19 protein-coding genes, 1 tRNA gene and 2 pseudogenes are annotated in these 23755 nt (G+C 67.1%); 5 read left to right on the forward strand and 17 right to left on the reverse strand.

Translation table 11 applies throughout. The features are described from left to right. Positions 1 to 21: 21 nt before the first annotated feature. On the reverse strand, positions 22 to 327 hold the full coding sequence (locus ABIB26_RS11635; RefSeq protein WP_354242930.1) for a helix-turn-helix domain-containing protein: 306 nt from the start codon (positions 325 to 327) through the stop codon (positions 22 to 24). Next, positions 327 to 611 (reverse strand): type II toxin-antitoxin system RelE/ParE family toxin, encoded by a 285-nt coding sequence (locus tag ABIB26_RS11640; protein WP_354242933.1) that lies wholly within the window; start codon positions 609 to 611, stop codon positions 327 to 329. Before ABIB26_RS11640 ends, ABIB26_RS11635 begins: the two co-directional genes overlap by 1 nt. Before the next feature lie 458 nt (positions 612 to 1069). Between ABIB26_RS11640 and ABIB26_RS11645 the strand changes: the two are divergent. From ABIB26_RS11645 to ABIB26_RS11655, 3 genes and pseudogenes are all read left to right on the forward strand, one after another. Then, positions 1070 to 1813: pseudogene (locus tag ABIB26_RS11645) on the forward strand (thiolase family protein); the annotation flags it as partial. 2 nt (positions 1814 to 1815) lie between these two features. Beyond that, positions 1816 to 2474 (forward strand): annotated as a pseudogene (locus tag ABIB26_RS11650) (3-oxoacid CoA-transferase subunit A). A gap of 1 nt (position 2475) precedes the next feature. After that, positions 2476 to 3168, forward strand: coding sequence for a 3-oxoacid CoA-transferase subunit B (locus ABIB26_RS11655; protein ID WP_354242935.1), 693 nt, complete (start codon positions 2476 to 2478; stop codon positions 3166 to 3168). Positions 3169 to 4008: 840 nt separating this feature from the next. Here ABIB26_RS11655 and ABIB26_RS11660 read toward each other — a convergent pair. After that, positions 4009 to 4090 (reverse strand) — tRNA-Leu (locus ABIB26_RS11660). Positions 4091 to 4296: 206 nt separating this feature from the next. Between ABIB26_RS11660 and ABIB26_RS11665 the strand changes: the two genes are divergently transcribed. Then, positions 4297 to 4902, forward strand: a complete 606-nt coding sequence (locus ABIB26_RS11665) for an ANTAR domain-containing response regulator (protein ID WP_354242938.1) — start codon at positions 4297 to 4299, stop codon at positions 4900 to 4902. A 100-nt stretch (positions 4903 to 5002) separates the two neighbouring features. Here ABIB26_RS11665 and pyk read toward each other — a convergent pair whose 3' ends face one another. From pyk to hisI, 11 genes are all read right to left on the reverse strand, one after another. Next, positions 5003 to 6502, reverse strand: a complete 1500-nt coding sequence (gene pyk, locus ABIB26_RS11670) for a pyruvate kinase (protein ID WP_354242941.1) — start codon at positions 6500 to 6502, stop codon at positions 5003 to 5005. A gap of 103 nt (positions 6503 to 6605) precedes the next feature. Beyond that, entirely contained in the window at positions 6606 to 8063 is a 1458-nt protein-coding gene (locus ABIB26_RS11675; RefSeq protein WP_354242944.1) for a glutamate synthase subunit beta, read from the reverse strand. Continuing rightward, on the reverse strand, positions 8056 to 12687 hold the full coding sequence (gltB, locus tag ABIB26_RS11680) for a glutamate synthase large subunit (RefSeq protein WP_354242946.1): 4632 nt from the start codon (positions 12685 to 12687) through the stop codon (positions 8056 to 8058). The genes ABIB26_RS11675 and gltB overlap by 8 nt, the downstream gene beginning before the upstream one ends. A 263-nt stretch (positions 12688 to 12950) precedes the next feature. Continuing rightward, the gene (lgt, locus tag ABIB26_RS11685) at positions 12951 to 14279 is read right to left on the reverse strand and encodes a prolipoprotein diacylglyceryl transferase (RefSeq protein ID WP_354242949.1); all 1329 of its coding nucleotides are present in this window, start codon (positions 14277 to 14279) and stop codon (positions 12951 to 12953) included. Positions 14280 to 14282: 3 nt separating this feature from the next. Then, entirely contained in the window at positions 14283 to 15116 is an 834-nt protein-coding gene (gene trpA / locus ABIB26_RS11690) for a tryptophan synthase subunit alpha (protein WP_354242952.1), read from the reverse strand. Then, the gene (gene trpB, locus ABIB26_RS11695) at positions 15113 to 16432 is read right to left on the reverse strand and encodes a tryptophan synthase subunit beta (RefSeq protein WP_354242955.1); all 1320 of its coding nucleotides are present in this window, start codon (positions 16430 to 16432) and stop codon (positions 15113 to 15115) included. The genes trpA and trpB overlap by 4 nt, the downstream gene beginning before the upstream one ends. A gap of 40 nt (positions 16433 to 16472) precedes the next feature. Then, positions 16473 to 17294 carry an indole-3-glycerol phosphate synthase TrpC gene (gene trpC / locus ABIB26_RS11700; RefSeq protein WP_354242957.1) on the reverse strand — a complete coding sequence of 274 codons (822 nt, stop codon included), beginning with the start codon at positions 17292 to 17294 and terminating at the stop codon, positions 16473 to 16475. A gap of 2 nt (positions 17295 to 17296) precedes the next feature. After that, positions 17297 to 17584 carry an HGxxPAAW family protein gene (locus ABIB26_RS11705; RefSeq protein WP_354242960.1) on the reverse strand — a complete coding sequence of 96 codons (288 nt, stop codon included), beginning with the start codon at positions 17582 to 17584 and terminating at the stop codon, positions 17297 to 17299. Positions 17585 to 17659: 75 nt separating this feature from the next. Beyond that, on the reverse strand, positions 17660 to 18325 hold the full coding sequence (locus ABIB26_RS11710) for a Trp biosynthesis-associated membrane protein (RefSeq protein WP_354242963.1): 666 nt from the start codon (positions 18323 to 18325) through the stop codon (positions 17660 to 17662). Then, complete coding sequence (locus ABIB26_RS11715) at positions 18322 to 19890, reverse strand: anthranilate synthase component I (RefSeq protein ID WP_354242965.1); 1569 nt, start codon at positions 19888 to 19890, stop codon at positions 18322 to 18324. The genes ABIB26_RS11710 and ABIB26_RS11715 overlap by 4 nt, the downstream gene beginning before the upstream one ends. A 126-nt stretch (positions 19891 to 20016) precedes the next feature. Next, entirely contained in the window at positions 20017 to 20469 is a 453-nt protein-coding gene (gene hisI, locus ABIB26_RS11720) for a phosphoribosyl-AMP cyclohydrolase (protein WP_354242967.1), read from the reverse strand. Between the two features lie 154 nt (positions 20470 to 20623). Here hisI and ABIB26_RS11725 point away from each other — a divergent pair, with 154 nt between their 5' ends. After that, positions 20624 to 21268 carry a TIGR03085 family metal-binding protein gene (locus tag ABIB26_RS11725; RefSeq protein WP_354243289.1) on the forward strand — a complete coding sequence of 215 codons (645 nt, stop codon included), beginning with the start codon at positions 20624 to 20626 and terminating at the stop codon, positions 21266 to 21268. 299 nt (positions 21269 to 21567) lie between these two features. On the opposite strand, the gene hisF is transcribed toward ABIB26_RS11725, so the two are convergent. The 3 genes from hisF to ABIB26_RS11740 form a co-directional block, all read right to left on the reverse strand. After that, the gene (gene hisF, locus ABIB26_RS11730; RefSeq protein WP_354242970.1) at positions 21568 to 22344 is read right to left on the reverse strand and encodes an imidazole glycerol phosphate synthase subunit HisF; all 777 of its coding nucleotides are present in this window, start codon (positions 22342 to 22344) and stop codon (positions 21568 to 21570) included. A gap of 67 nt (positions 22345 to 22411) precedes the next feature. Beyond that, positions 22412 to 23272 carry an ATP phosphoribosyltransferase gene (gene hisG / locus ABIB26_RS11735; protein WP_354242973.1) on the reverse strand — a complete coding sequence of 287 codons (861 nt, stop codon included), beginning with the start codon at positions 23270 to 23272 and terminating at the stop codon, positions 22412 to 22414. Between the two features lie 104 nt (positions 23273 to 23376). Beyond that, positions 23377 to 23640 carry a phosphoribosyl-ATP diphosphatase gene (locus tag ABIB26_RS11740; RefSeq protein ID WP_123254457.1) on the reverse strand — a complete coding sequence of 88 codons (264 nt, stop codon included), beginning with the start codon at positions 23638 to 23640 and terminating at the stop codon, positions 23377 to 23379. Between the last annotated feature and the right edge of the window lie 115 nt (positions 23641 to 23755).

Raw genomic sequence — 23755 nt, forward strand, 5'->3', positions numbered from 1 at the left:
CGGACCTGCCGAGTCGCTATGTCAGGCGATTTGGATTCGTTCGTCGCCGAGTTCAACCTCGACACGAAGCCGGCCACCCAGCGCCTCGACGTATTTTCGCAAGGTGTCTACCTGAGCACGATCAATGTCACCGTGTTCGATGCGGGACACCCTGTTCTGGCTGACATGCAGGCGCCCAGCCAGCTCCACCTGCGTCAGCTCAGAGGCCTCACGGAGCTCCCGAAGCCGGTAGGCCCGGACCTCATCGACCATGCGCTTCTTGTGGGCATCCACAGCAATCCGGTCAACAGGACGCTTGGCCAATAGTTCCTCAATGGACTTCGCCATTACCTCTCTCCTTTCAGAATCCTCAGATGATCGTCAAGCAGATCATCCGCAACCGGAATGTTCGTCTTGTACCACTTGGTCCAGCTTCCTGCCTTGTCCCCCGCGACAAGCAGGATCGCCCGCCGCTCCGGATCGAAGGCAAATAGGATTCGGAGTTCCGACCGCCCGCTCGATCCCGGCCGCAGCTCCTTCATGTTCTTATGCCGTGAACGAACCACAGTGTCGACCAATGGACGGCCAAGTTGAGGTCCGCGATCGGCGAGAAGCTCTAACAATCTGCTCATACGAGTCTTGGTCAAGACCTAACAGCCACGGCTCCACGAGTCCCACGTCAACATTCCACATCGAGTTCATCATACAACTCACGGGTGCTACAACTCAAGTGTTATATTGCCCGTCGAGAAGAAGGCCCGCAAAGCGGACGATCTCATCAAATTCGACGTGGGACTCACGCAATCGTTCACCGCACGCCGGCATGTTGAGAACGATGTCAGCGGATTGTGATTTTCCGCGGATCAGGGAACCCGAGCGAGACATAGCCCGGAGCCCGCTTGTTCAGGGATGCGGCCAGTACGGGTGTTGATTCGTCGTAGTAGTCGTGAACTGTCGCCACAGTTTTCCCTGGGTACGGCCGGATTACCCGGCCGACGTACTGGACCAATCTGCCTTTGAACGACACAGGCGCTGCAAGGAACAGGGTATCCAGTTTGGGGCAGTCAAAGCCTTCTCCAATGTATGAGCGGAGTGGACCATTTCCCTGGGCGAGGCCACTGAACGGCTGGCCGAAAAGTGCGGGATCACCCGCCAGGCGCAGGACGAGTTCTCCGCCAGTTCGCACAACTTGGCCGCCGCGGCCTGGGATGAGGGTTTCTACGACAGCCTCGTCGCCCCGGTCCCGGGCACCGGCCTGGTCCGGGATGAGGGCATCCGTCCCGGGTCCTCGGCGGCGAAGCTTGCCGGTCTCAAGACCGTGTTCCGGGCCGAGGACGGCACGGTCACGGCCGGGAATGCCTCCCCGCTCTCGGACGGCGCCTCCGCGGCCTGGCTGGGTTCCGAGGCCGCCGCCGGGATCCTGGGGCTGGAGCCGCTGGCCAGGATCGCCGGCCGAGGCGCGCACGCGAACGATCCCCAGTTCTTCGGCTACGCCCCGGTCGAGGCCGCGAACAAGGCCCTCGCGAAGGCCGGCATCGGCTGGGACCAGGTCGGCGCCGTCGAACTGAACGAGGCGTTCGCCGCGCAGTCCCTGGCCCGTATCAGCGCCTGGGGCATCGACCCGGCCATCGTGAACCGGCACGGCGGCGCGATCGCGATGGGCCACCCGCTCGGCGCCTCCGGCGGGCGGATCCTCGGCACCCTGGCCCGGTCCCTGCAGGCCTCCGGGCAGCGCTGGGGCGTCGCCGCGATCTGCATCGGTGTCGGCCAGGGCCTGGCCGTCGTCCTCGAAAACGTCACCGCATCCCCTAACACCAGCACCGTAAAGGGCTAACCATGCTGAACTTCTTAGACACCGTCGGCGAGGCCGTCGCAGGCATCAAGGACGGCTCCACCGTAATGATCGGCGGCTTCGGCAATGCCGGCCAGCCGTTCGAACTGATCGACGCCCTGCTGGACTGTGGCGCCACAGACCTCACCGTGGTCAACAACAACGCCGGCCAGGGCGACCAGGGGCTCGCGCTGCTCATCAAGGAGGGCCGGGTCCGCAAGATGATCTGTTCCTTCCCCCGGCAGTCCGATTCCTGGCACTTCGACGCCAAGTACCGGGCCGGCGAAATCGAACTCGAACTCGTCCCGCAGGGCAACCTGGCCGAGCGGATCCGCGCCGCCGGCGCCGGCATCGGCGGCTTCTTCACGCCCACCGGCTACGGCACCATGCTCGCCGAGGGGAAGGAAACCCGCATTCTCGACGGCCGCGGCCAGGTCTTCGAGACCCCCATCCACGCCGACGTCGCGCTCATCAAGGCGCTCAGGCCGACGGCAAAGGCAACCTCGTCTACCGCAAGACCGCCCGGAACTTCGGCCCGATCATGGCCGCCGCGGCCAAACACACCGTGGTCCAGGTGACCGAGATCGTCCCCACGGGCGGCCTCGATCCGGAGATCATCGTGACCCCCGGAATCTACGTCAACAGCATTGTGAAGGTGGCCTGAGATGAGCATCCCGACAAATGACCGGGCGGGTGTCCGGACAAGCATCCGGACTGCAGACAAGCCGCTGGGCCGCGATGACCTGGCCCGCTTGGTGGCCCGCGACATCAAGCCCGGCTCCTTCGTGAACCTCGGCATCGGCCAGCCGACCCTCGTCTCCAACTACCTCGAGCCGGAACAGAACATCACGCTCCACACCGAGAACGGCATGCTCGGCATGGGCCCCGAAGCCCCCGGGGACCAGATCGACGGCGACCTCATCAACGCCGGGAAGATCCCGGTCACCGAACTCCCGGGGGCGTCCTACTTCCACCACGCCGACTCCTTCGCGATCATGCGCGGCGGACACCTGGACATCTGCGTCCTCGGCGCGTTCCAGGTCTCCGCCACGGGCGACCTCGCCAACTGGCACACCGGCGCCCCGGACGCCATCCCCGCAGTCGGCGGCGCCATGGACCTCGCCACCGGCGCCAAGGACGTCTTCGTCATGATGACGCTCCTGACCCGCGAAGGCGTGTCCAAACTCGTCGAGACGTGCAGCTACCCGCTGACCGGCATCGGCTGCGTGACCCGGGTCTACACGGACAAGGCCGTCTTCCTCACCGGCCCGGCCGGCGTCGAGGTCCGCGAGACCTTCGGCTGCACGCTCGAGGAGCTGCAGGACATGGTTCCCATGCCGCTCCAGGCCGCCGATTGAAAGATGAGTAGCCGACGACATTTGCCGGCGGATGCCCGGGACAGGACGCCCTAGTGTCCGCTGATATACCGCCAGGCCTTCTTGCACTTGCAGATGAACGACCTGGCAGGAATTTGGCACATCGCCGGAGTCCCGCAGTTATCGATCCATTCACTGCCTCCAAGCGCTACGGCGGCTCCGCAACAGTCACCTCCTGAAGGTGGGCCCTCACGCGGGCAGCCAAGTCGCGAGAAGGCAACAGCAACCACTGAACCTTGAGCCCATCAACGATGGGCGATAACGTCGGGCTCCAGGCCCTCCAGCTCGATGTGAGGTCGAATAAGTGAACGAGAAGCCAATTCCCCAAGGCTGCTTTGGTCCTATTCAAAGCGCGTTCGTAGCGCGCCACGAGGCAAGCGTGAGGCGGGTGCGCAGCATCCGAGGCCTCGGTGGACAGAACCGCGAACAGGCTCACGATGCCTGGGTTCCGTGAGTTGTGCTCCATCACCTTGATGAGCCGGCTAACGTATGGGTTCTGAGGAGCCCTCAAGAACTCACCACGCCCCAGCCGTACGCGAGTTGAGTCGTGTGGTCATGCAGCAACTCTGGAACTCCGCCATGAACAGTCATGACAGCAGAGCTAGTTACGTCCGGCCCGAACCCTCAGTCCCCGATCGGTCATGCAGTTCCAGACGCTCCCCGCCATGAAGGAGTAAGCAGCAACACCGCTGTCCAAGCCAAGAGAAGGAGCCACCCGGCCACAGCAACGGCCGCCAACAAAAATGGGCCCCCGCAGGGGCCCATCAGTGAAGATTTGTGCACAGTCAGCGGCCCACAAGCCCCTGAACAGCGAAAACACTGTGCCCGAGGTGGGACTCGAACCCACACACCTTTCGATACCGCATTTTGAGTGCGGCGCGTCTGCCAATTCCGCCACTCGGGCGCGGAGTACACCGGTGTAACAATCGCTGAGCCACGGGGCTGTGAGCAACGCGATCGCTTCCAGTGCGCGAAATTACTCTACATGCAGATAGGCTGAATTCCAGAATCGCGCCAGTGACGCCGCATCGAACCCAAACCGGTCCCCAGTACACCAGCGGATAAAACCTATGATGGTCTAGTTCCGCCGTACCTTTCCAAGGAGTTCCCGTGTCAGAACAGACGGAGTCAACCCCCACTTCCAAGCCGGCGCGCCGCGTTGTCGTCGCCGAGGATGAGACCCTCATCCGCCTGGACATCATCGAAATCCTGCGGGGCGAGGGCTACGATGTCGTCGGCGAGGCGGACAACGGCGAGAAGGCCGTGCAGCTCGCCGAGGAACTGAAGCCGGACCTGGTCCTGATGGACGTCAAGATGCCGATCATGGACGGCATCACCGCCGCCGAGAAGATCGTCAAGGCCCGGATCGCCCCGGTGGTCCTGCTGACCGCCTTCAGCCAGAAGGAACTCGTGGAGCGGGCCCGCGACGCCGGTGCCATGGCCTACGTCGTCAAGCCCTTCACCCCGGCGGACCTCATCCCCGCCCTCGAAATCGCGCTCTCCCGCCACGAGGAAATCAAGGCCCTCGAAAGCGAAGTGACGGACCTGCAGGAGCAGTTCGCCACCCGCAAGCTCGTGGAGCGCGCCAAGAGCCTCCTGACCACCAAGATGGGCCTCACGGAGCCGGAAGCCTTCCGCTGGATCCAGAAAACCTCCATGGACCGCCGCCTCAGCATGCGCGAGGTTGCCGAGACCATCATCAACCAGGTCAACTAGCCCCGGCAGGTTAGAAGCAAACAAAGAAGCCAAACAAAAAGGGAGGGTCCCCGCCGCGAAACGATGCGGCGGGGACCCTCCCTTGCGTGGTGCGCAGGAACTAGTCCTGGGCACCGTTCTTCTTATTTTCCGGCCACGGGCCAAGCTTGTCCCTGGCCACGGCTGCCTCGCCGTGGCTGCCGGCGTCTGCCAGGTCGCCCACCTTGTGGACCTTCAGCATATTCGTGGAACCGGCTTTTCCGGGAGGCGAACCGGCGGCGATAACCACCAGGTCGCCGTCCTCGACGACGTCCATGTCCAGCAGGCTGCGGTCCACCTGGGCGGTCATCTCGTCGGTGTGGCCCACCATCGGGACGAGCACCGGCATGATGCCCCAGGTCAGTGCCAGCTGGTTCCAGACGTGCTCCACCGGAGTGAACGCGAAGACCGGACGGATCGGGCGCAGCCGGGACAGGCGCCGCGCGGAGTCGCCGGACTGGGTGAAGGTACAGATGTACTTCGCATCCAGCTGGTCGGCGATTTCGACGGCGGCGCGGGTGATGGCGCCACCGCGGGTCTTGGGCTTGGTGCCCAGCGGGGGGACGCGCTCCAGGCCGTGGACCTCGGTGGATTCGATGATCCGGGCCATGACCTTGACGGTCTCGATCGGGAACTTGCCCACGCTGGTCTCGCCGGAGAGCATGACGGCGTCGGCACCGTCGAGCACGGCGTTGGCGCAGTCGGAGGCCTCGGCCCGCGTCGGGCGGGGGTTGTCGATCATGGACTCAAGCACCTGGGTGGCCACGATGACCGGCTTGGCCCAGCGGCGTGCCAGTTCGATGGCGCGCTTCTGCACGATCGGCACTTCCTCGAGGGGAAGTTCCACGCCGAGGTCGCCACGGGCCACCATGATGGCGTCGAAGGCGTCGATGATCTCGTGCAGCTGTTCGACGGCCTGCGGCTTCTCGATCTTGGCGATCACCGGCACGCGGCGGCCTTCCTCGTCCATGATCTCGTGCACGCGCTTGATGTCCGAGGCGTCGCGGACGAAGGAAAGGGCAACCATGTCCACGCCGCGGCGCATGGCCCAGCGGAGATCGTCCTCGTCTTTCTCACTCAGCGCCGGCACGTTGACCGCAACGCCGGGCAGGTTGATGCCCTTGTTGTTCGAGACGTACCCGCCGACCGTCACCCGGGCGACCACCTTGACGTCGTCGACGTCGATCGCCCGGAGGGCCACCTTGCCGTCGTCGATCAGCAGGGCGTCGCCGGGATTGACGTCATCGGTGAGGCTCTTGAGGGTCGTGGAGGCGATGTCTTTGGTGCCCGGGACGTCCTCGGTGGTGATGGTGAAGGTGTCACCGACGGCCAGGAGGTGCGGGCCGTCAACGAAGCGGCCGAGGCGGATCTTCGGCCCCTGCAGGTCGGCCATGATGGCGACGGGCTTGCCGAGCTGGCCTGCGGCCTTGCGGACGTTCTCGTAGGTGCTGTCATGCACGGCGTAATCGCCGTGGCTCATGTTCATGCGGGCGACGTCGACGCCGGCTTCCAGCACGGCGAGCGTGTTCTCAAAGCTCGCGATTGCCGGTCCGAACGTGGCCACTATCTTAGCGCGTCTCATATACCTACCCTAGTAGTCGATTGCATGGATTAAGTTGTTGCGGTCGGGGTCCGGCGGGAGCCGTTCCGGCGGGAGCCGTCCTTGGGTGTGCAGGGGCTGCGGACTACAGGACGGCCATCGCCCGGTCGGTCGGCGCCACGGGAGCGGGCAGGATGGTGCTGCCCATCAGGAACTTGTCCACCGCGGCCGCGCACGCGCGGCCCTCGGCAATGGCCCAGACGATGAGCGACTGTCCGCGGCCGGCGTCTCCGGCCACGAAGATGCCTTCCGTGTTGGTCATGTAGTAGCCGTCACGGGCCACGTTGCCGCGGCCGTCGAACTCGGCGCTGACCTGCTCGGTGATCCCGGCGGGTTCGGCACCGGTGAAGCCGAGCGACAGGAACACCAGGTCAGCGGGGATGATCCGCTCGGTGCCGGCTTTCGGAAGGCGCTTGCCGTCGACGAACTCCGTCTCGGCCACCTTCACGCCGGTCAGTCTGCCTTTTTCGCCGACGAACTCCACGGTGGAGGCGAGGTAGGTGCGTTCGCCGCCTTCCTCGTGGGCGCTGGCAACCTCGAACAGGGTGGGGAACGTCGGCCAGGGCTGGTGGCCGGCACGCTCCGCCGGGGGCTGCTTGCCGATCGCCAGGGTGGTCACGGAGGCGGCCTGGTGGCGGTGTGCGGTGCCGAGGCAGTCCGCGCCGGTGTCGCCGCCACCGAGGATGACGACGTGCTTGCCGGCGGCATTGATCTGGTTCTCGACGGTCTCCCCCGCGACGACACGGTTGGACGGGACGAGGTAGTCCATCGCAAAGTGGACGCCCTCGAGTTCGCGGCCCGGAATGGGCAGGTCACGCGGGACGGTGGCGCCGGTGGCGACCACGACGGCGTCGTACCGGCGGCGCAGCTGCTCCCACGTCACGTCGGTGCCGACGGCGACGCCGGTCCGGAAGCGGGTGCCTTCGGCCTTCATCTGCTCCAGCCGGCGGTCCACGTGCTCTTTTTCCATCTTGAAGTCGGGGATCCCGTACCGCAGGAGGCCGCCGATCTTGTCATCGCGCTCGTAGACGGCGACGGTGTGGCCCACCCGGGTCAGCTGCTGTGCGACGGCGAGGCCTGCGGGGCCGGAGCCGACGACGGCGACAGTCTTGCCGCTCAGGCGCGCGGGCGGCAGCGGGTTGACCCAGCCGTTCTCGAACGCCTGGTCCACGATCGAGACCTCGACCTGCTTGATGGTCACCGCGGGCTGGTTGATGCCCAGCACGCAGGACGCCTCACACGGGGCCGGGCACAGCCGGCCGGTGAACTCGGGGAAGTTGTTAGTGGCGTGCAGCCGCTCCATCGCTTCCTCGCCCTTGTCCCGCCAGATGAGGTCGTTCCACTCGGGAATGAGGTTCCCGAGCGGGCAGCCCTGGTGGCAGAACGGAACCCCGCAATCCATGCAGCGGCCGGCCTGCGCCTTCAGGACACCCTTTTCCTGGGCCTCGTAGACCTCCTTCCAGTCCATGATGCGGACGGGAACGGGGCGGCGCGGCTGGGTTTCACGCTGGCGTACTTTCAGAAATCCGCGTGGATCAGCCACCGGTCACCTCCAGGATTCGAGACCAAACTTCTTCGCCGTCGGGGTCCAGGCCCTCTTCGATGGCGTCAAGACGGGTTTGCAGTACGGCCGCGTAGTCCCGCGGCAGCACCTTGGTTATGCGGGCTGCGGTGTCGTCGAAGTTCTCGAGCAGCCGGGCCGCGAGCAGCGATTCCGTTTCCTCGAGGTGCTTGACGAGCAGTCCGTGGACAATGTCGCGGTCCTCGGCGTCCAGTTCGCGCAGCTGCAGCTCGCCGGACTCCAGGGCCTGCTTGTTGACGCGGGTGGTCTGCAGGTCCAGCACGAAGGCGGTGCCGCCGGACATGCCGGCGCCGAAATTGCGTCCGGTGCGCCCGATGATGAGTGCCTGGCCGCCGGTCATGTACTCGCAGCCGTGGTCGCCGATTCCTTCGGCCACCGCGGTGGCGCCGGAGTTGCGGACCATGAAGCGTTCGCCGACCTGGCCGCGCAGGTAGAGCTCACCGCTGGTGGCGCCGTAGCCGATCACGTTGCCGGCGATGACGTTGCGTTCCGCCGCGAAGACGTTGGTGCGGTCCGGGCGGACGATGATCCGTCCGCCGGAGAGTCCCTTGCCGACGTAGTCGTTGGAGTCGCCATACATGCGCAGGGTGATGCCAGCCGGCAGGAACGCGCCGAGCGACTGGCCGGCGGTGCCGGTCAGGGTGATGTCGATCGTGTCCGGCGCCAGCACGTCGGTGCTGAAGGTCTTGGTGACCACATGGCCCAGCATGGTGCCCACGGACCGGTCCGTGTTGATGACGTCGACGGCGATCTTCACCGGGGTGCGGTCGCTGAGGGCCTCGGCGGCCATCGCGATCAGGCGCTGGTCGAAGTGCTTGTCCAGCTCGTGGTTCTGGCCGGTGAGGTTGCGCAGCGGGGCGTCGTCGTCGAACTCCAGCCCGTGCAGGATCGGGTCCAGGTCCAGCCCTTCGGCCTTCCAGTGGTTGATCGCCTCCCGGGTGTCGAGCATTTCGGCGTGGCCGATCGCCTCCTCGATGCTCCGGAAGCCAAGCTCGGCCAGGATCTCGCGGACTTCTTCGGCGAGGAATTCGAAGAAGTTGACCACGAACTCGGGCTTGCCGTTGAACCGGGACCGGAGTTCCGGGTTCTGCGTGGCAACTCCCACCGGGCAGGTGTCCAGGTGGCAGACGCGCATCATGATGCAGCCGGAGACCACCAGCGGGGCGGTGGCGAAACCGAACTCTTCACCGCCCAGCAGCGCCGCGATGACCACGTCGCGGCCGGTCTTGAGCTGGCCGTCCACCTGCACCACCACGCGGTCCCGCAGGCCGTTGAGCATCAGGGTCTGCTGGGTCTCGGCGAGGCCCAGCTCCCACGGGACACCGGCGTGCTTGAGCGAGTTCAGCGGCGAGGCGCCGGTACCGCCGTCGTGGCCGGAGACCAGCACGACGTCGGCCTTCGCCTTGGTGACACCGGCGGCCACCGTGCCGATCCCCACCTCGGAGACGAGCTTGACGTGCACCCGGGCCGAGGGGTTGGCCCGCTTGGCGTCGTAGATCAGCTGCGCGAGGTCCTCGATCGAGTAGATGTCGTGGTGCGGCGGCGGCGAGATGAGCCCCACGCCGGGCGTCGAGTGCCGCGTCCGGGCCACCCAGGGGTAGACCTTCTGCGCCATCAGCTGGCCGCCTTCGCCGGGCTTGGCGCCCTGCGCCATCTTGATCTGGATGTCATCGGCGTTGCTCAGGTACAGGCTCGTGACGCCGAAGCGGCCCGAGGCGATCTGCTTGACCGCGGAGCGGCGCTCGGGATCCAGCAGCCGGTCCACGTCCTCGCCGCCCTCACCGGTATTGGACTTGCCGCCCAGCCGGTTCATAGCGATCGCGAGGGTCTCGTGGGCTTCCTGCGAGATGGAGCCGTAGCTCATGGCGCCGGTGGAGAAGCGCTTGACGACGCTGGAGACGGACTCGACTTCCTCCAGCGGTACCGCGGGGCGCAGCCCGGACTTGAACTTCAGCAGCCCGCGCAGGGTCATCAGGTTCTCGGACTGGTCGTCGACGCCGCGGGTGTATTCCTTGAAGATGTCGTAGCGGCGCTCACGGGTGGCGTGCTGCAGCCGGAAAACAGTCTCCGGGTTGAACAGGTGCGGCTCGCCGTCGCGGCGCCACTGGTACTCGCCGCCGCCCAGGAGCGGGCGGTGCGGCTGCTCGATGCCGTTCTCGGGGTACGCCATCTGGTGGCGTGCCGCGACTTCGGCGGCAATGACATCGAGGCCGACGCCGCCGAGCTGCGAGTGCGTGCCGGCGAAGTACTCGTCCACGAGATCCTGGCCCAGGCCGAGTGCCTCGAAAGTCTGGGCGCCCGTGTAGGAGGCCACAGTGGAGATGCCCATTTTCGACATGATCTTCAGGACGCCCTTGCCCAGGCCCTTGATCAGGTTGTAGACACCGTCCTGCGGGGTGACCCCGAGGACGTCGCCGGAACTGATGAGCTGTTCCACGGATTCCATCGCCAGGTACGGGTTCACGGCGGAGGCGCCGTAGCCGATCAGCACGGCCACGTGGTGGGTCTCGCGGACGTCGCCGGCCTCGACCACCAGCGCGGTCTTGGTGCGGTTGGCGCTGCGGAGCAGGTGGTGGTGCACGGCGCTGACGAGGAGCAGGGACGGGATGGGCGCCCACTGCGCGTTCGAGTCACGGTCCGAGAGCACGACGTACTGGACCCCGCGGTTGATGGCGCCCGAGACCTGCTCGCAGATTTCGGTCAGCCGCGCGCGCAGCGCGTGCTCGCCGCCTTCGGGGCGGTAGAGGCCGCGGACTTTCATGGCGACCCTGTCGCCGTCGGCGTTCTCGATGTTGGCGATCTTGGCGAGCTGATCGTTGTTGATCACGGGGAACGGCAGCGCGACCTGCGGCTGGCGGACCTGCTTGGTGTCCAGCAGGTTGCCGTTGGGACCGATCGCGCACATCAGGGAGGTGACGAGCTCCTCGCGGATGGCGTCCAGCGGCGGGTTGGTGACCTGCGCGAAGGACTGCACAAAGTAGTCGAAGAGCAGCCGCGGGCGCTTGGAGAGCACCGCGACGGGAGTGTCCGATCCCATCGCGCCGAGCGGTTCGGCGCCGGTGCGGGCCATCGGGCCCAGCAGGATCTTCAGTTCCTCGGTGGTGTAGCCGAAGGTCCGCTGGCGGATGTTGACCGACGCCGCCGTATGCACGACGTGCTCGCGTTCGGGCAGGTCGTTGAGGTCGATCAGGTTGTCCTTGACCCACTCGGCCCACGGGTTGGCCGCGGCCACCTCGGCCTTGACCTCGACGTCATCGATGATCCGGCCTGCCTCGGTGTCCACCAGGAACATCTTGCCCGGCGAGACGCGGCCCTTCTTGACCACCTTGGAGGGTTCGACGTCGATCACGCCGACCTCGGAGGCGAAGACGACCAGGCCGTCTTCGGTGATCCAGTACCGGCCCGGGCGCAGCCCGTTGCGGTCCAGGGTGGCGCCGACCAGGTTGCCGTCGGTGAAGGAAACGGCCGCGGGGCCGTCCCACGGTTCCATCAGCAGCGAGTGGTACTCGTAGAAGGCCCGGCGGGCAGGATCCATTGTGGCGTGGTTTTCCCAGGCCTCGGGGATCATCATCATGATCGAGTGCGTGATGGGACGTCCGGAAAGCCAGAGCAGCTCCGCGACCTCGTCAAAGGACGCGGAGTCCGAGGCGCCCGGGGTGCAGATCGGGTACAGCTCTTCGGGCGAGTTCCCCAGCAGCGGGTTGGCCAGCTGGGACTGCCGGGCGCGCATCCAGTTGCGGTTGCCCTTGACGGTGTTGATCTCGCCGTTGTGCGCGATGGTGCGGAAGGGCTGGGCCAGCGGCCAGGACGGGAAGGTGTTGGTGGAGAAGCGCGAGTGGACGATCGCAAGCTTGGTCTTGAAGCGCTTGTCCGAGAGGTCCGGGTAGAACGGCTCCAGCTGGGCCGTGGTCAGCATGCCCTTGTAGACGATGGTCCGGGAGGACAGCGACGGGAAGTACACGCCGAACTTGTTCTGCGCGCGCTTGCGGATCCGCCAGGCGCGCGAGTCGAGTTCGTTACGCTCGAGGGTTTCCCCGGTGCTGGAGGCGAAGAACGGCTGCGAGAAATACGGCATGCAGGCCCGGGCCATGGCGCCGACGAGGTCGGCCATGATCGGGACTTCGCGCCAGCCCAGGACGGTCAGGCCCTCGTCGGCGGCGAGGCCCTCGATCCCGGCCTTGGCCGCGTCGGCTTCGCGCTGCTCGGCCGGCAGGAAGGCCGTGCCCACGACGTACTGGCCGGGAGCGGGGAGTTCGAAGTCGCTGACGGCACGGAAGAATTCGTCCGGCACCTGCATGAGCAGCCCGGCGCCGTCGCCGGTCCCCTCATCGGCGCCCACGGCGCCGCGGTGCTCAAGGTTGCGCAGGGCGGTCAGGGCGGCTTCAACGATGTCGTAGCCTGGCTCCCCGCGCAGGGTGGCAATGATGGCGAGGCCGCAGGCGTCCTTCTCGTTCTCCGGGTTGTACAAACCGGCGGCTTCCGGCATGGCCGCGAACCGCTTGAACGGTGACATTGCCGACGGCGGCATGGCGGCCGGTGCCTGGTTCGGCTCGGACCAACTGGGGCTGTGCAGGGTTTGGGTCATGGGAGACGTCCTTCCTCCTGATCGTGCGTATGGGAGGGACAACATTGGCCCGAATCGGTGCGCCGGCGTGACGGGCACAACAAAGAGTTTCTAACTGGAATTGTAAGCCAGCCCGGCGTCCTGTAAGAACAGTTACGCGGCCTGCTGGCCCGGGCTTGCGCGGACGGCAACGCTCTGCTGTCCGCAGCATTCCCTGCTGCCACGACGTTGTGGACACGGGCCCGGCGAGCGGTGGCTCTGCGGCCCGGTTTGCCGATGCTGGGCTACTTGGTGCCGCCAGCTTCCGGCGCGGATCCGGGGGCATGGTGGCCGGGTGCTCCGGCCGCCGGTGCTCCGGTGGCGGTGGTGCCGCCGGTGGATTCCTTTGATGCAACAGACTTTGATGCGACAGCTGGGGCAGACGCGTCACCGGGACCGCTTTGGTTATCAGGGAGACTACCACGCGACCCAGTATCTGAGACAGAAGATTCCGAATGGCGGACATCTCCGCTGTAGGCCGGAACAGTGTCGGCGGGAACGGCGGCCGGCTGCTTGTTGTCCGCGTCGTTCCTGGCTTCGGCGGGGGCGGTTTCGGTGTCGTCATCTGCGTGGTCAACTGCGTCACGGTCGCCGTCGGCGGCTGGCTTCCCGTCAGCGTGCACCGCATCGGACTTCTCGACGGCGGCCGTCCCGGCGTCCCCGGCGTCGGCCGGTTCGCGGCCCGGCAGGAACGGGGTGTCGGGTACCTCGGGCTTGCGCCGCCCCAGGACGATGAAGGCGACCAGCGCCGCAAGAAGGACGAAGATGCTGGTCCACACGTTGAGCCTGGTGGTGATGCCGAAGAGGTTGATCTGCTCGGCGTCGTCGATCCGCATCGCTTCGATCCAGACCCGGCCCAGCGTGTAGTAGACCGCGTAGAGCCAGAACAGGCGGCCGCGGCGGAACGAGAACCGCCGGTCCAGCACCAGCAGGATGGCGACGCCGGCCAGGCTCCAGAGCGACTCGTAGAGGAACGTCGGGTGGAAGAGCGTGTCCGCCGGCATGCCGGGCGGGAAGTTGGGGTTGTCGGCGTCGACCTGCAGTCCCCACGGCAGCGTGGTGGGGCCGCCGAAGAGCTCCTGGTTGAAGTAGTTGCCCCAGCGGCCGATCGCCTGGGCCAACAGCAGCCCGGGCGCGGCGGCGTCCAGGAATGCGGTGAGTTTCACGCCGGCCCGGCGGCAGCCGATCCAGGCGCCCACCGCCCCGAGCAGCACGGCACCCCAGATACCCAGGCCGCCGCGTTGGATCTGCGGGATCAGCGAGAGGTCACCGGTGCCGTCGAAGCCCGGGCCGAAATACGCGTCCGGTGAGGACACCACATGGTAGAGCCGGCCGCCGATGATGCCGAAGGGAATGGCCCAGATCGCGATGTCCCAGACGCTCCCCTCCGGGGCTCCCCGCCGCGCCCAGCGGACGGAGGTGAGCCAGAGGCCGACGATGATGCCGGCCAGGATGCACAGCGCGTAAGCGTGGATGCGCAGGGAACCCCACGGCAGCGGGATGTCGAATCCGGACCAGTCCGGGCTCGGAATGCTCGCGGGAACCATCGCCGCCATGTGGAGGACTGACTGCATTGCTTAGGCTTCTTCCTTGGTAAGGCCGGTGCTGAGGTCTTTCGTCAGGGACGCTACCGCATCCACACCGCCGTCGCGGATCGCCGCGACGAGGGCGGTGCCCACGATCACGCCGTCGGCGTAGGCGGCGATCTCGCGGACCTGGTCCGCGTTGGACACTCCGAGGCCCACGCAGACGCGTTCGGCGCCGGCCGCATGCGCGGCGGCGACGACGCCCTCGGCTGCCGAACTGACGGAGGACCGGGCGCCGGTGACGCCCATGATGGACACGGCGTAGACGAAGCCGCGGCTCGCGTCCACGGTCCGCTTCATCCGTTCCGGGGAGGACGAGGGCGCCACCAGGAACACCCGGTCCAGGCCGTACTTGTCCGAGGCGGCCATCCATTCGGAGGCTTCGTCCGGGATCAGGTCGGGGGTGATGAGCCCGGCTCCGCCGGCCTCGGCCAGGCGGCGGGAGAACTCGTCCACGCCCATCCGCACTACGGGATTCCAGTAGGTCATGACAAGTACGGCAGCGTCGGTCTTGCTCGTGATGCCACGGACCACATCGAAGACCTCGCGGACGCGGAAGCCCTTGGCGAGGGCCTCGCCGGTGGCGGCCTGGATGACCTGGCCGTCCATGACGGGGTCCGAATACGGGACGCCGATCTCGATCAGGTCGGCGCCGTTCTCCGCGAGGGCGATCCCGGCTGCGATGGTGTCCGCAACGCTGGGGTAGCCGGCGGGCAGGTAACCGATGAGGGCCGCGCGGCCCTGCGCCTTGGCGCGGTCAATCGCGGCCGCCGACTTGCTGGTGCTGGTGATGCCCCGGCTGGTGGTCGATTCGACGCTGTTCACAGCTGCTCCCCCTCTTTGGCGATCTCCGACTCGGGTGAGTCCTTGTCCAGCAGCTCGAACCATTCCGCGGCGGTGGCCACGTCCTTGTCGCCGCGGCCGGACAGGTTCACGATCACGATCTTCTCTGATGCTGCTCCGCCTTCGGCAGCCAGCCGCTGGCCCACCTTGATCGCACCGGCGAGGGCGTGGGCGGACTCAATGGCCGGGATGATGCCCTCAGTGCGGCAGAGCAGCCGGAACGCGTCCATGGCCTCGCTGTCCGTGATGGGCTCATAGCTGACCCGTCCGATGTCCGCGAGGTAGGAATGCTCCGGTCCAACGCTCGGGTAGTCCAGGCCGGCCGAGATGGAGTGCGACTCGATGGTCTGGCCGTCGTCGTCCTGCATCAGGTAGGAGCGGGCGCCGTGCAGCACGCCGGGCTTGCCGAGCGTGATGGCCGCCGCGTGGCGTCCGGTTTCGACGCCCTCGCCGCCGGCTTCGAAGCCGTACATGCGGACCGATGGATCGTCCAGGAAGCCGTGGAAAATGCCGATCGCGTTGGAGCCGCCGCCGATGCAGGCGCAGACGGCGTCGGGCAGTCGGCCGGTCTGGTCCAGGATCTGGGCGCGGGCCTCCTCGCCGATAACCTCGTGGAAGTAGCGGACCATCGCCGGGAAGGGGTGCGCGCCGGCCACCGTACCGAGGAGGTAGTGCGTGTTATCCACATTGGCGACCCAGTCGCGGAGCGCCTCGTTGATGGCGTCCTTGAGCGTCTGCGAACCGTTCGTCACCGGGATGACAGTGGCCCCGAGGAGCTCCATCCGGGCCACGTTGAGGGCCTGCCGGCGGCAGTCCTCCGCGCCCATGTAGACGACGCATTCCAGGCCCATCAGGGCCGCGGCCGTGGCGCTGGCAACGCCGTGCTGTCCGGCACCGGTTTCGGCGATGACGCGGGTCTTGCCCATCCGCTTGGCGAGCAGCGCCTGGCCCAGGACGTTGTTGATCTTGTGCGAGCCGGTGTGGTTCAGGTCCTCGCGCTTGAGGAAGATGCGCACTCCCCCGGCGTGCTCGGCGAAGCGCTTCGCCTCGGTCAGCAGCGAGGGCCGGCCGGTGTAGTTTTTGTTCAGCTCGGCGATCTGCGCGGTGAAGTCAGGATCGGCCTTGGCCTTCTCGAAGGTCTCCTCGAGCTCATCCAGGGCCGCGATGAGCGACTCCGGCATCCACCGGCCGCCGTAGGGGCCGAAGTAGGGCCCGGGGGCGTGCTGCAGGGATTCTCCACCCTGCAGGAACGCGTCCACGACGCTTTCGTCGGAGCCGGCTGCTGGCGCATCGACCATCAATCTCACCATCCTGTTCCACTGCTAGCTAGTAAAGCCTCTAAAAAGTTCTGCGGGCGATTTCTTCCGCACCGGCCGCCATGAATTCGGCGATCCGCTCGCGCGGGGTGGCATCGCTGACGAGGGCTTCGCCCACCAGGACGGCGTTGGCGCCGTTCGCCGCGTAGTGCCGGACGTCGTCGACGCCGCGCACACCCGACTCAGCGATCACGAGCGCGCCGGCGGGGATGCCCCCGGCGAGCTCCGCGAAGATGGCGCGGTCGACGTCGAGCGTCTTGAGGTTGCGCACGTTGACGCCGATGATCCGGGCCTCGGCGGCAACTGCCCTCTCGATTTCCTCCGCCGTATGCGTCTCTACCAGCACGTTCATGCCGAGTTCGCGGCTGAGGGCGCTGAACTCGCGCAGTTGCGCGTCGGACAGGGAGGCCACGATCAGTAGGATGAGGTCGGCGCCGTGGGCGCGGGCTTCCCAGATCTGGTACTCGTCGATCATGAAGTCCTTGCGCAGCAGCGGGATGTCCACGGCTGCCCGGACGGCGTCGAAATCGGCCAGCGAGCCGTTGAAGCGGCGCTGTTCGGTCAGGACGCTGATCGCTGCCGCGCCGCCGTCGGCGTACTGCACGGCGAGGGAAGCGGGGTCCGCGATGCTGGCGAGGTCACCCTTGGACGGGCTGCGCCGCTTGATTTCGGCGATCACCTTCAGCCCGTCCCGCGCAGCAGAGCCGCCGCCGAGAGCGGCCCAGGCGTCACGTGCGGGCGAGGCTGCGGCGGCACGCTCCTTTAGTTCCGCAAGCGTGACGAGGCGCTGGCGGGCCTCCATATCCTCCTTGACACCGGCGTTGATGTCATCGAGAACGCTCACGCTTAGTGGCCGGAGTTCTTCAGCTTGCTGCCGCCGACGCCGTAGCCGGCCTTGCGCATGCCGAAGCCGATCAGCAGGCCGATCACCATGACGACGCCGCCCGCGATGAAGATCGGGGTGTTGGCGATGATAAAGGCGATGGACATGACGAGGCCGCCGGCAAGCATGACGAACACGGTGGTCCAGGCGGCGGGGCTGTTGCCGTGGCCGGTGGGTTCGCTGTGGTCGATGTCGTCGTAGTTGTACGTTCCGGCGGCAGGCTTGGCGGCGGAAACGGTGGCTTTGCTCATTGAAATCTCCTCAGGATGAATACTTGTTACATTCTGCCATTTATTGGCCGTGTTTTTGGCCGCGCCCGCGTCGGCTCACGTGGGGTCGTCACCGCGCGACAGCCGGTCCCAGCTGTCGATCTCGTCCGCGGGCCCGGTCGGCGCTGCGGCAGTGCCGGCGGCGGAGCCGATGGCGGTGTCGTATTTCGTGCGTGCTTTCCAGTAGTGTCCCGCCGGGACGATCGCCAGCGCGCTGAGCCCCAGCAGGGCGCCGGCGACGACGGCGAGGGCGGGGAAGGCGGTGACGTCCACCTGGACGCTGCTGCCGCTGATCCCGGTGGCGGCGGCGATGGAGCCCTGGGCTGCCGCCAGCGGATCCGCCAGTACGATGGCGGCCGCGCTGACAATGCCGGCGGCCGCGAGCAGGATGATCGCTGTGATGATCCAGCGCGCCGCCCGTCCCGCAATCGAGGCGGCGAGTCCGCCGGCGAGGGCCACGAGCGCCAGTGCCGTCACGGTGGTGGCGGCCTTGCTGCCCTGCACCTGCAGGCCGTCCTGGCTGCTGACGGCCTGGCCCAGCTGCGTGGGGTCGAGGTGGACCGTGAGCCAGGTCTGCGTGGTGGTGCCGAAGACCGCCAGGGACAGGGCGGCAATGACCAGGACCAGGGTGGATTTCCGGGCCCAGCGCGGAACCACCGGGCTGGTGCTCTTGACCGTGGGTTCGTTGGGTGCGGGTTCCTGGGGCGCGGTCCCGTTGCTCATGACTGCTCCGTCCCGGAAGCCGGGATGGAATCGGCCGTGATGTTGTGCAGTGAGCCCGCCGTATGGACGGCGCGCAGCGGGGCGGCAGCCTTGTTGACCGTTTCCTGGGCCTCGGTGGGGTTGACCGAGTCCGCCACGATCCCGCCGCCGGCCTGCACATAGGCGCGGCCTTCCCGGAGCAGTGCCGAACGGATCGCGATCGCCATGTCCATGTCACCGGCGAAGTCCAGATAGCCCACCACACCGCCGTAGATCCCGCGGCGGTGGGGTTCCAGCTCGTCCAGGAGGCGCAGCGCCCGCGGCTTGGGGGCTCCGGAGAGCGTCCCCGCCGGGAAGGTGGCCTTCAGGACGTCGTAGGCCTTGGCGTCCGGGGCGAGCTTGCCGACGACGGTGGAGACAAGGTGCATGATGTGGCTGAAGCGCTCCACTTCCATGAACTGGGTGACGTCCACCGTCCCGGCCACGCAGACCTTGGACAGATCGTTGCGGGAGAGATCGACCAGCATCAGGTGCTCGGCGCGTTCCTTCTGGTCCGCCAGCAGTTCCTCGGCCAGGGCCTTGTCCGCCTCGATGGTCTTGCCGCGCGGCCTGGACCCGGCGATGGGGTGCGTGATGACTTCCTCGCCCGTCACGGTCACCAGCGCCTCCGGGGAGGAGCCGACGATCGAGTACTGGCGGCCGGCGGCGTCCTCGAGGCTGAAGATGTACATGTACGGGCTGGGGTTCGTGTTCCGGAGCACCCGGTAGACGTCCAGCGGGTCGGCGCCGCAGTCCATTTCGAAGCGGCGGGAGATCACCACCTGGAAGACTTCGCCGTCGACGATCGCCTCCTTGCCGCGGTCCAGGGCGGCCAGGTACTCCGTCTCGTCCCAGCGTTCCTGCACGCTCGAGGCGAAGTCCAGGGCGGCGGCCTCCAGCACCGAGACGGGCTGCTCCACGGGGGTACTGACCTTGGCCAGCAGCGCCTTCACGCGGGCGACGGCGTCGTGCCAGGCCTCATCGACCCGTTCCGAGCTGTTGTCGAAGTTGATGGCGTTGGCGATCAGCAGGACGGTGCCGTCCATGTTGTCGTGCACCGCCATGTCCGTGACAAGGTTCAGTGCCATCTCCGGCAGGTCCAGATCATCTTCCGGCGGGCTGGTGAGCTTCTCCCAGTGCCGGACTGCTTCCCAGCCGAGGAATCCGACGAGGCCGGAGGTGAACGGCGGCAGTCCTGCAAACCGTTCGGTGCGGAGCGCCTCGATGGTGTCACGGATCGCGTCGACCGGGCTGCCGTCCAGCGGCACACCGACGGGCGGCTCGCCGAGCCAGTGCGCCTGCCCGTCCTTGGTGGTCAGGGTGGCCCGGGAACGGGCGCCGATGAAGGAGTAGCGGGACCAGGCGCCGCCGACGGCGGCGGATTCCATCAGGAAGGTGCCGGGCTGGCCGTGCGCGAGCTTGCGGTACAGCCCGATCGGGGTTTCGGCGTCAGCCAGCACCTTCAGCCGGACGGGAATGACGCGGCTGTGGCCTGCGAGTTCGCGGAACTCCGCCAGGCCCGGGCTGATGATTCCAAGGTCCTGCATGGCTGTGATTTCCGCCTGTTCTTTCGGTGGTCCTGAAGGTTCAATTTCTGCCCGGAGATTCAAGTGCCGGGCTCTGCCCGTGCGGCTCGATGGGCCGTGCATGGTGTGTGCGCCGGGGCCGCGGGGTCAGTCCGCGTGGCCGGTCACGGCGTCGAGCTCGCGGCCGTCGAAGCAGGTCCGGGTTCCGGTGTGGCAGGCTGCACCGATCTGGTCGACGCGGACCAGCAGGGCATCGCCGTCGCAGTCCATCGCGAGGGACTTGACCCACTGCACATGGCCGGACGAGTCACCCTTGCGCCAGTATTCCTGGCGGGAGCGCGAAAAGAACGTCACTCGTCCGGTGGTCAGGGTCCGGTGCAGCGCCTCGTCGTCCATCCAGCCCAGCATGAGCACCTCATGGGTGTCGAACTGCTGGACGATCGCTGCCACCAGGCCTGCACTGTCCCGCTTGAGAGCCTCGGCAAGCCCGGCGGGGAGGGGGCTGCCCGAGAGGGGGTTGCCCGGCGGCGTCGGGCCCGGGGCCGTCACATTCGGGGCCGTCGAACTCGGGAAAGGGGCGGGGGCGGGCTGCTCAGACATCAGGTCAAGTCTAGTGCCTCCAAGGGGGCGGGGGCCTTTCGCCTCAGCACGGCGCTTAACATCGGAGCCAACGAGCAGTGAAAAGCCTGCGGGCAGCCAAACGGCGGCGGTTCCAGTGCACACGCCACGCCGTCTCGTGCTAGTTTCACAAGTGATGCATTTCGTCGATCCGTCCCGAGAAGTCTTGGCCGAAACCCTGCTGGCGGCCGGCCCTGACTCCCCCACGCTCTGCAAGGGCTGGCTCACCCGCCACCTTGCCGCCCACCTGTACCTGCGCGAGCGTAAAGCCGCCGTCGGACTGGGGCTCCTGATCAAGCGGCTGTCCAAGGCCTCGGACCAGGCCACGGCCAAACTGGCGGCCAAGCTGAAGACGCCGGAGGACTACAACAAGCTGGTCACCGCCTTCCGCGCCGGCCCGCCGGCGCTTTCGCCGATGAAGATCAAGGCCCTGGATGAGAGCTCCAACCTGATCGAGTACTTTGTCCACACCGAGGATGTCCGCCGGGCGGTGGACCGCTGGGCGCCGCGCGCCCTGGACGAGGAGTACTCGGACGCGCTCTGGGATGACCTGATCAAGCGCGCCGCGATCCTCTACCGCGGCGTGGATCTGGGCATCGTGCTGGTGCGTCCCTCCGGGCCCCGCCACGTGGCCAAGCGTGCTCCGGTGTCCGTGGCCATCGTGGGCGAACCGGGCGAACTGTTGATGCACGCCCACGGCCGCACCCGCCACGCCCTCGTGACCTTCGAAGGCCAGCCGGACGCCGTCGCGCTGCTGCAGTCCGCCGAAGTCGGTCTCTGAGGTACCACCCAAAACCAGGCAACGCGGGGGCCCAGTCTTCGCGCCCGGGAGGACATGCCCAGTCTTCGCCCCGGCGACCGGGCATGTCAGGGATATGTCCATGCGCCGACCCCGGCGCGGGGCATGTCCTGACCCGGGGGCACGTGCAGCGGCTCCGCCGGGCGCGTCGGGCCGCTTCCCCGGGAGGATATGCCCAGTCTTCGCTCCGGGGACCGGGCATATTCGGACTATGTCCATCCGCCGACCCCGGCGCGGGGCATGTCCTGATCCGGGGGCGGACCCAGCGGACCGAGTGGACCTCAGCGGACCTCGAAGCCTGCCTCGCGGATGGCGGCCTTGACCTGGGCGATCATGTCGAGCGGGCCGAAGTGGAAGATCGAGGCCGCGAGGACCGCGTCGGCGCCGGCTGCGACGGCAGGCGGGAAGTGCTCCGGCCTGCCGGCGCCGCCGGAGGCAATCAGCGGCACCTTGACCCCGGCCCGCGCGAGGCGGATCAGTTCCAGGTCGAAGCCGTCCTTGGTGCCGTCGGCGTCGATCGAGTTGAGCAGGATTTCGCCCACGCCCCGGTCGGCCGCTTCACGCGCCCAGGCGATGGCGTCGATCCCGGTCCCCTGGCGTCCGCCGTGGGTGGTGACCTCGAAGCCGGAGGCGGTGGGCTGCGAGCCCGGGCGGGTACGGCGCGCGTCGAGGGACAGCACGAGGACCTGGGAGCCGAAGTGCCGGGTGATCTCATCGATCACGTCCGGCCGGGCCACGGCCGCGGTGTTGATGGCTGCCTTGTCCGCGCCGAAGCGCAGGAGCTTGTCCACCTCGGCCACACCGCGGACACCGCCGCCCACCGTCAGCGGGATGAAGACTTCCTCGGCGGTGCGGCGGACGACGTCGAAGGTGGTCTCCCGGTTGCCGGAGGACGCGGTGACGTCGAGGAATGTCAGCTCGTCGGCGCCGCCGTTGTCGTACCGGTGCGCCAGTTCCACCGGGTCGCCGGCGTCACGCAGGCCCTCGAAGTTGATGCCCTTGACCACGCGGCCGGCGTCGACGTCGAGGCACGGGATGACGCGCACGGCTACAGTCATGGCTTCTCCTGGTATTGGCTCACGGACGGTTCACTGACGGAAAATTGAGTCACGGACGCGTCGTCTGTCAGATGCGGCAGGCGTGGATGGTGCTGACCAGGATGGCTCGGGCGCCCAGGTCATAGAGCTCGTCCATGATCCGGTTGGTTTCCCGCTTCGGCACCATAGAGCGCACTGCCACCCAGTCCGAATCGCGCAGCGGCGAGACCGTGGGCGATTCCAGGCCGGGCGTCAGTGCGGCTGCCTCTTCGACGAGTTCCTTGCGGATGTCGTAGTCCATCAGCACGTACTGCCGCGCCACGAGGACGCCCTGGAGGCGCCGGATCAGCACTTCGATTTCCTTGACGGTTCCGTTCGCGGCGCCGCCCTGGCCGATGCGGCGGATCAGCACGGCCTCGGACCTGAGGATCGGTTCCCCGAAGATCTCCATGCCGGCTGCCTTGAGGGTGCTGCCGGTTTCGACGACGTCGGCGATCGCGTCCGCGACACCGAGCCGGACGGAGGATTCGACGGCGCCGTCGAGCCGGACGACCTTGGCCGTGATGCCGCGCTCGGCGAGGTAGCCGCGGAGCAGGCCGTCGTAGCTGGTGGCGAGGCGCTTGCCCTCAAGCTGGTCGACGGACGTGAAGTCGCCCACCGGACCGGCGAAGCGGAAGGTGGAGGCTGCGAAGCCTAATGGCAGCAGTTCTTCGGCTTCAACCTCGGCGTCGAGCAGCAGGTCGCGGCCGGTGATGCCGACGTCGAGCGTGCCCCGGCCGACGTACACGGCGATGTCGCGCGGGCGGAGGAAGAAGAATTCAATGTCGTTGTCCGGGTCCACCATCACGAGCTCGCGGGTGTCGCGGCGCTGGCGGTAGCCGGCCTCGGCGAGCATGGCGGAGGCGGCTTCGGACAGGGATCCCTTGTTCGGGACGGCAACTCTCAGCATTAGGGAGGTCTTTCTGGGTTAGGAACAGTCGGTTCAGGCACAGCGGGCCACGCAAAACACCGGATCCGCGTGAAAATTTCAGGCGGGCTCCGGCGCGGACGTGGCTAGAGATGCTTGTAGACGTCTTCCAGGCTGAGTCCTTTGGCGAGCATCAGAACCTGCAGGTGATAGAGCAGCTGCGAAATTTCTTCCGCCGCGGCTTCATCGGATTCATACTCGGCAGCCATCCAGACCTCGGCTGCTTCCTCCACGACTTTCTTGCCGATGCCGTGGACTCCGGAATCCAGTTCGGCGACGGTGCGGGAGCCCTCCGGGCGGGCGGCTGCCTTCTCACTCAGTTCTGCGAACAGCGACTCGAAATTCTTCACACCCTCCAGCCTACTTGCTCGCGGCCGGGCAGCGCCTGCGGGGCGCTTGCATGACGGCCGGCATGTGAGCGACTGCACAGTGCCGATACCACAGAGCCGATTCCACCGTACTGAT

The sequence above is a fragment of the Arthrobacter sp. UYEF20 genome (genome assembly GCF_040546335.1).
Classification (GTDB): domain Bacteria; phylum Actinomycetota; class Actinomycetes; order Actinomycetales; family Micrococcaceae; genus Arthrobacter.

Coding starts and splice junctions, on each gene's coding strand:
- ABIB26_RS11635 (WP_354242930.1), bottom strand. CDS start 327: ATGGCGAAGTCCATTGAGGAACTATTGGCCAAGCGTCCTGTTGACCGG.
- ABIB26_RS11640 (WP_354242933.1), bottom strand. CDS start 611: ATGAGCAGATTGTTAGAGCTTCTCGCCGATCGCGGACCTCAACTTGGC.
- ABIB26_RS11655 (WP_354242935.1), top strand. CDS start 2,476: ATGAGCATCCCGACAAATGACCGGGCGGGTGTCCGGACAAGCATCCGG.
- pyk (WP_354242941.1), bottom strand. CDS start 6,502: ATGAGACGCGCTAAGATAGTGGCCACGTTCGGACCGGCAATCGCGAGC.
- gltB (WP_354242946.1), bottom strand. CDS start 12,687: ATGACCCAAACCCTGCACAGCCCCAGTTGGTCCGAGCCGAACCAGGCA.
- lgt (WP_354242949.1), bottom strand. CDS start 14,279: ATGCAGTCAGTCCTCCACATGGCGGCGATGGTTCCCGCGAGCATTCCG.
- trpB (WP_354242955.1), bottom strand. CDS start 16,432: ATGGTCGATGCGCCAGCAGCCGGCTCCGACGAAAGCGTCGTGGACGCG.
- ABIB26_RS11705 (WP_354242960.1), bottom strand. CDS start 17,584: ATGAGCAAAGCCACCGTTTCCGCCGCCAAGCCTGCCGCCGGAACGTAC.
- ABIB26_RS11710 (WP_354242963.1), bottom strand. CDS start 18,325: ATGAGCAACGGGACCGCGCCCCAGGAACCCGCACCCAACGAACCCACG.
- ABIB26_RS11715 (WP_354242965.1), bottom strand. CDS start 19,890: ATGCAGGACCTTGGAATCATCAGCCCGGGCCTGGCGGAGTTCCGCGAA.
- hisI (WP_354242967.1), bottom strand. CDS start 20,469: ATGTCTGAGCAGCCCGCCCCCGCCCCTTTCCCGAGTTCGACGGCCCCG.
- ABIB26_RS11725 (WP_354243289.1), top strand. CDS start 20,624: ATGCATTTCGTCGATCCGTCCCGAGAAGTCTTGGCCGAAACCCTGCTG.
- hisF (WP_354242970.1), bottom strand. CDS start 22,344: ATGACTGTAGCCGTGCGCGTCATCCCGTGCCTCGACGTCGACGCCGGC.
- hisG (WP_354242973.1), bottom strand. CDS start 23,272: ATGCTGAGAGTTGCCGTCCCGAACAAGGGATCCCTGTCCGAAGCCGCC.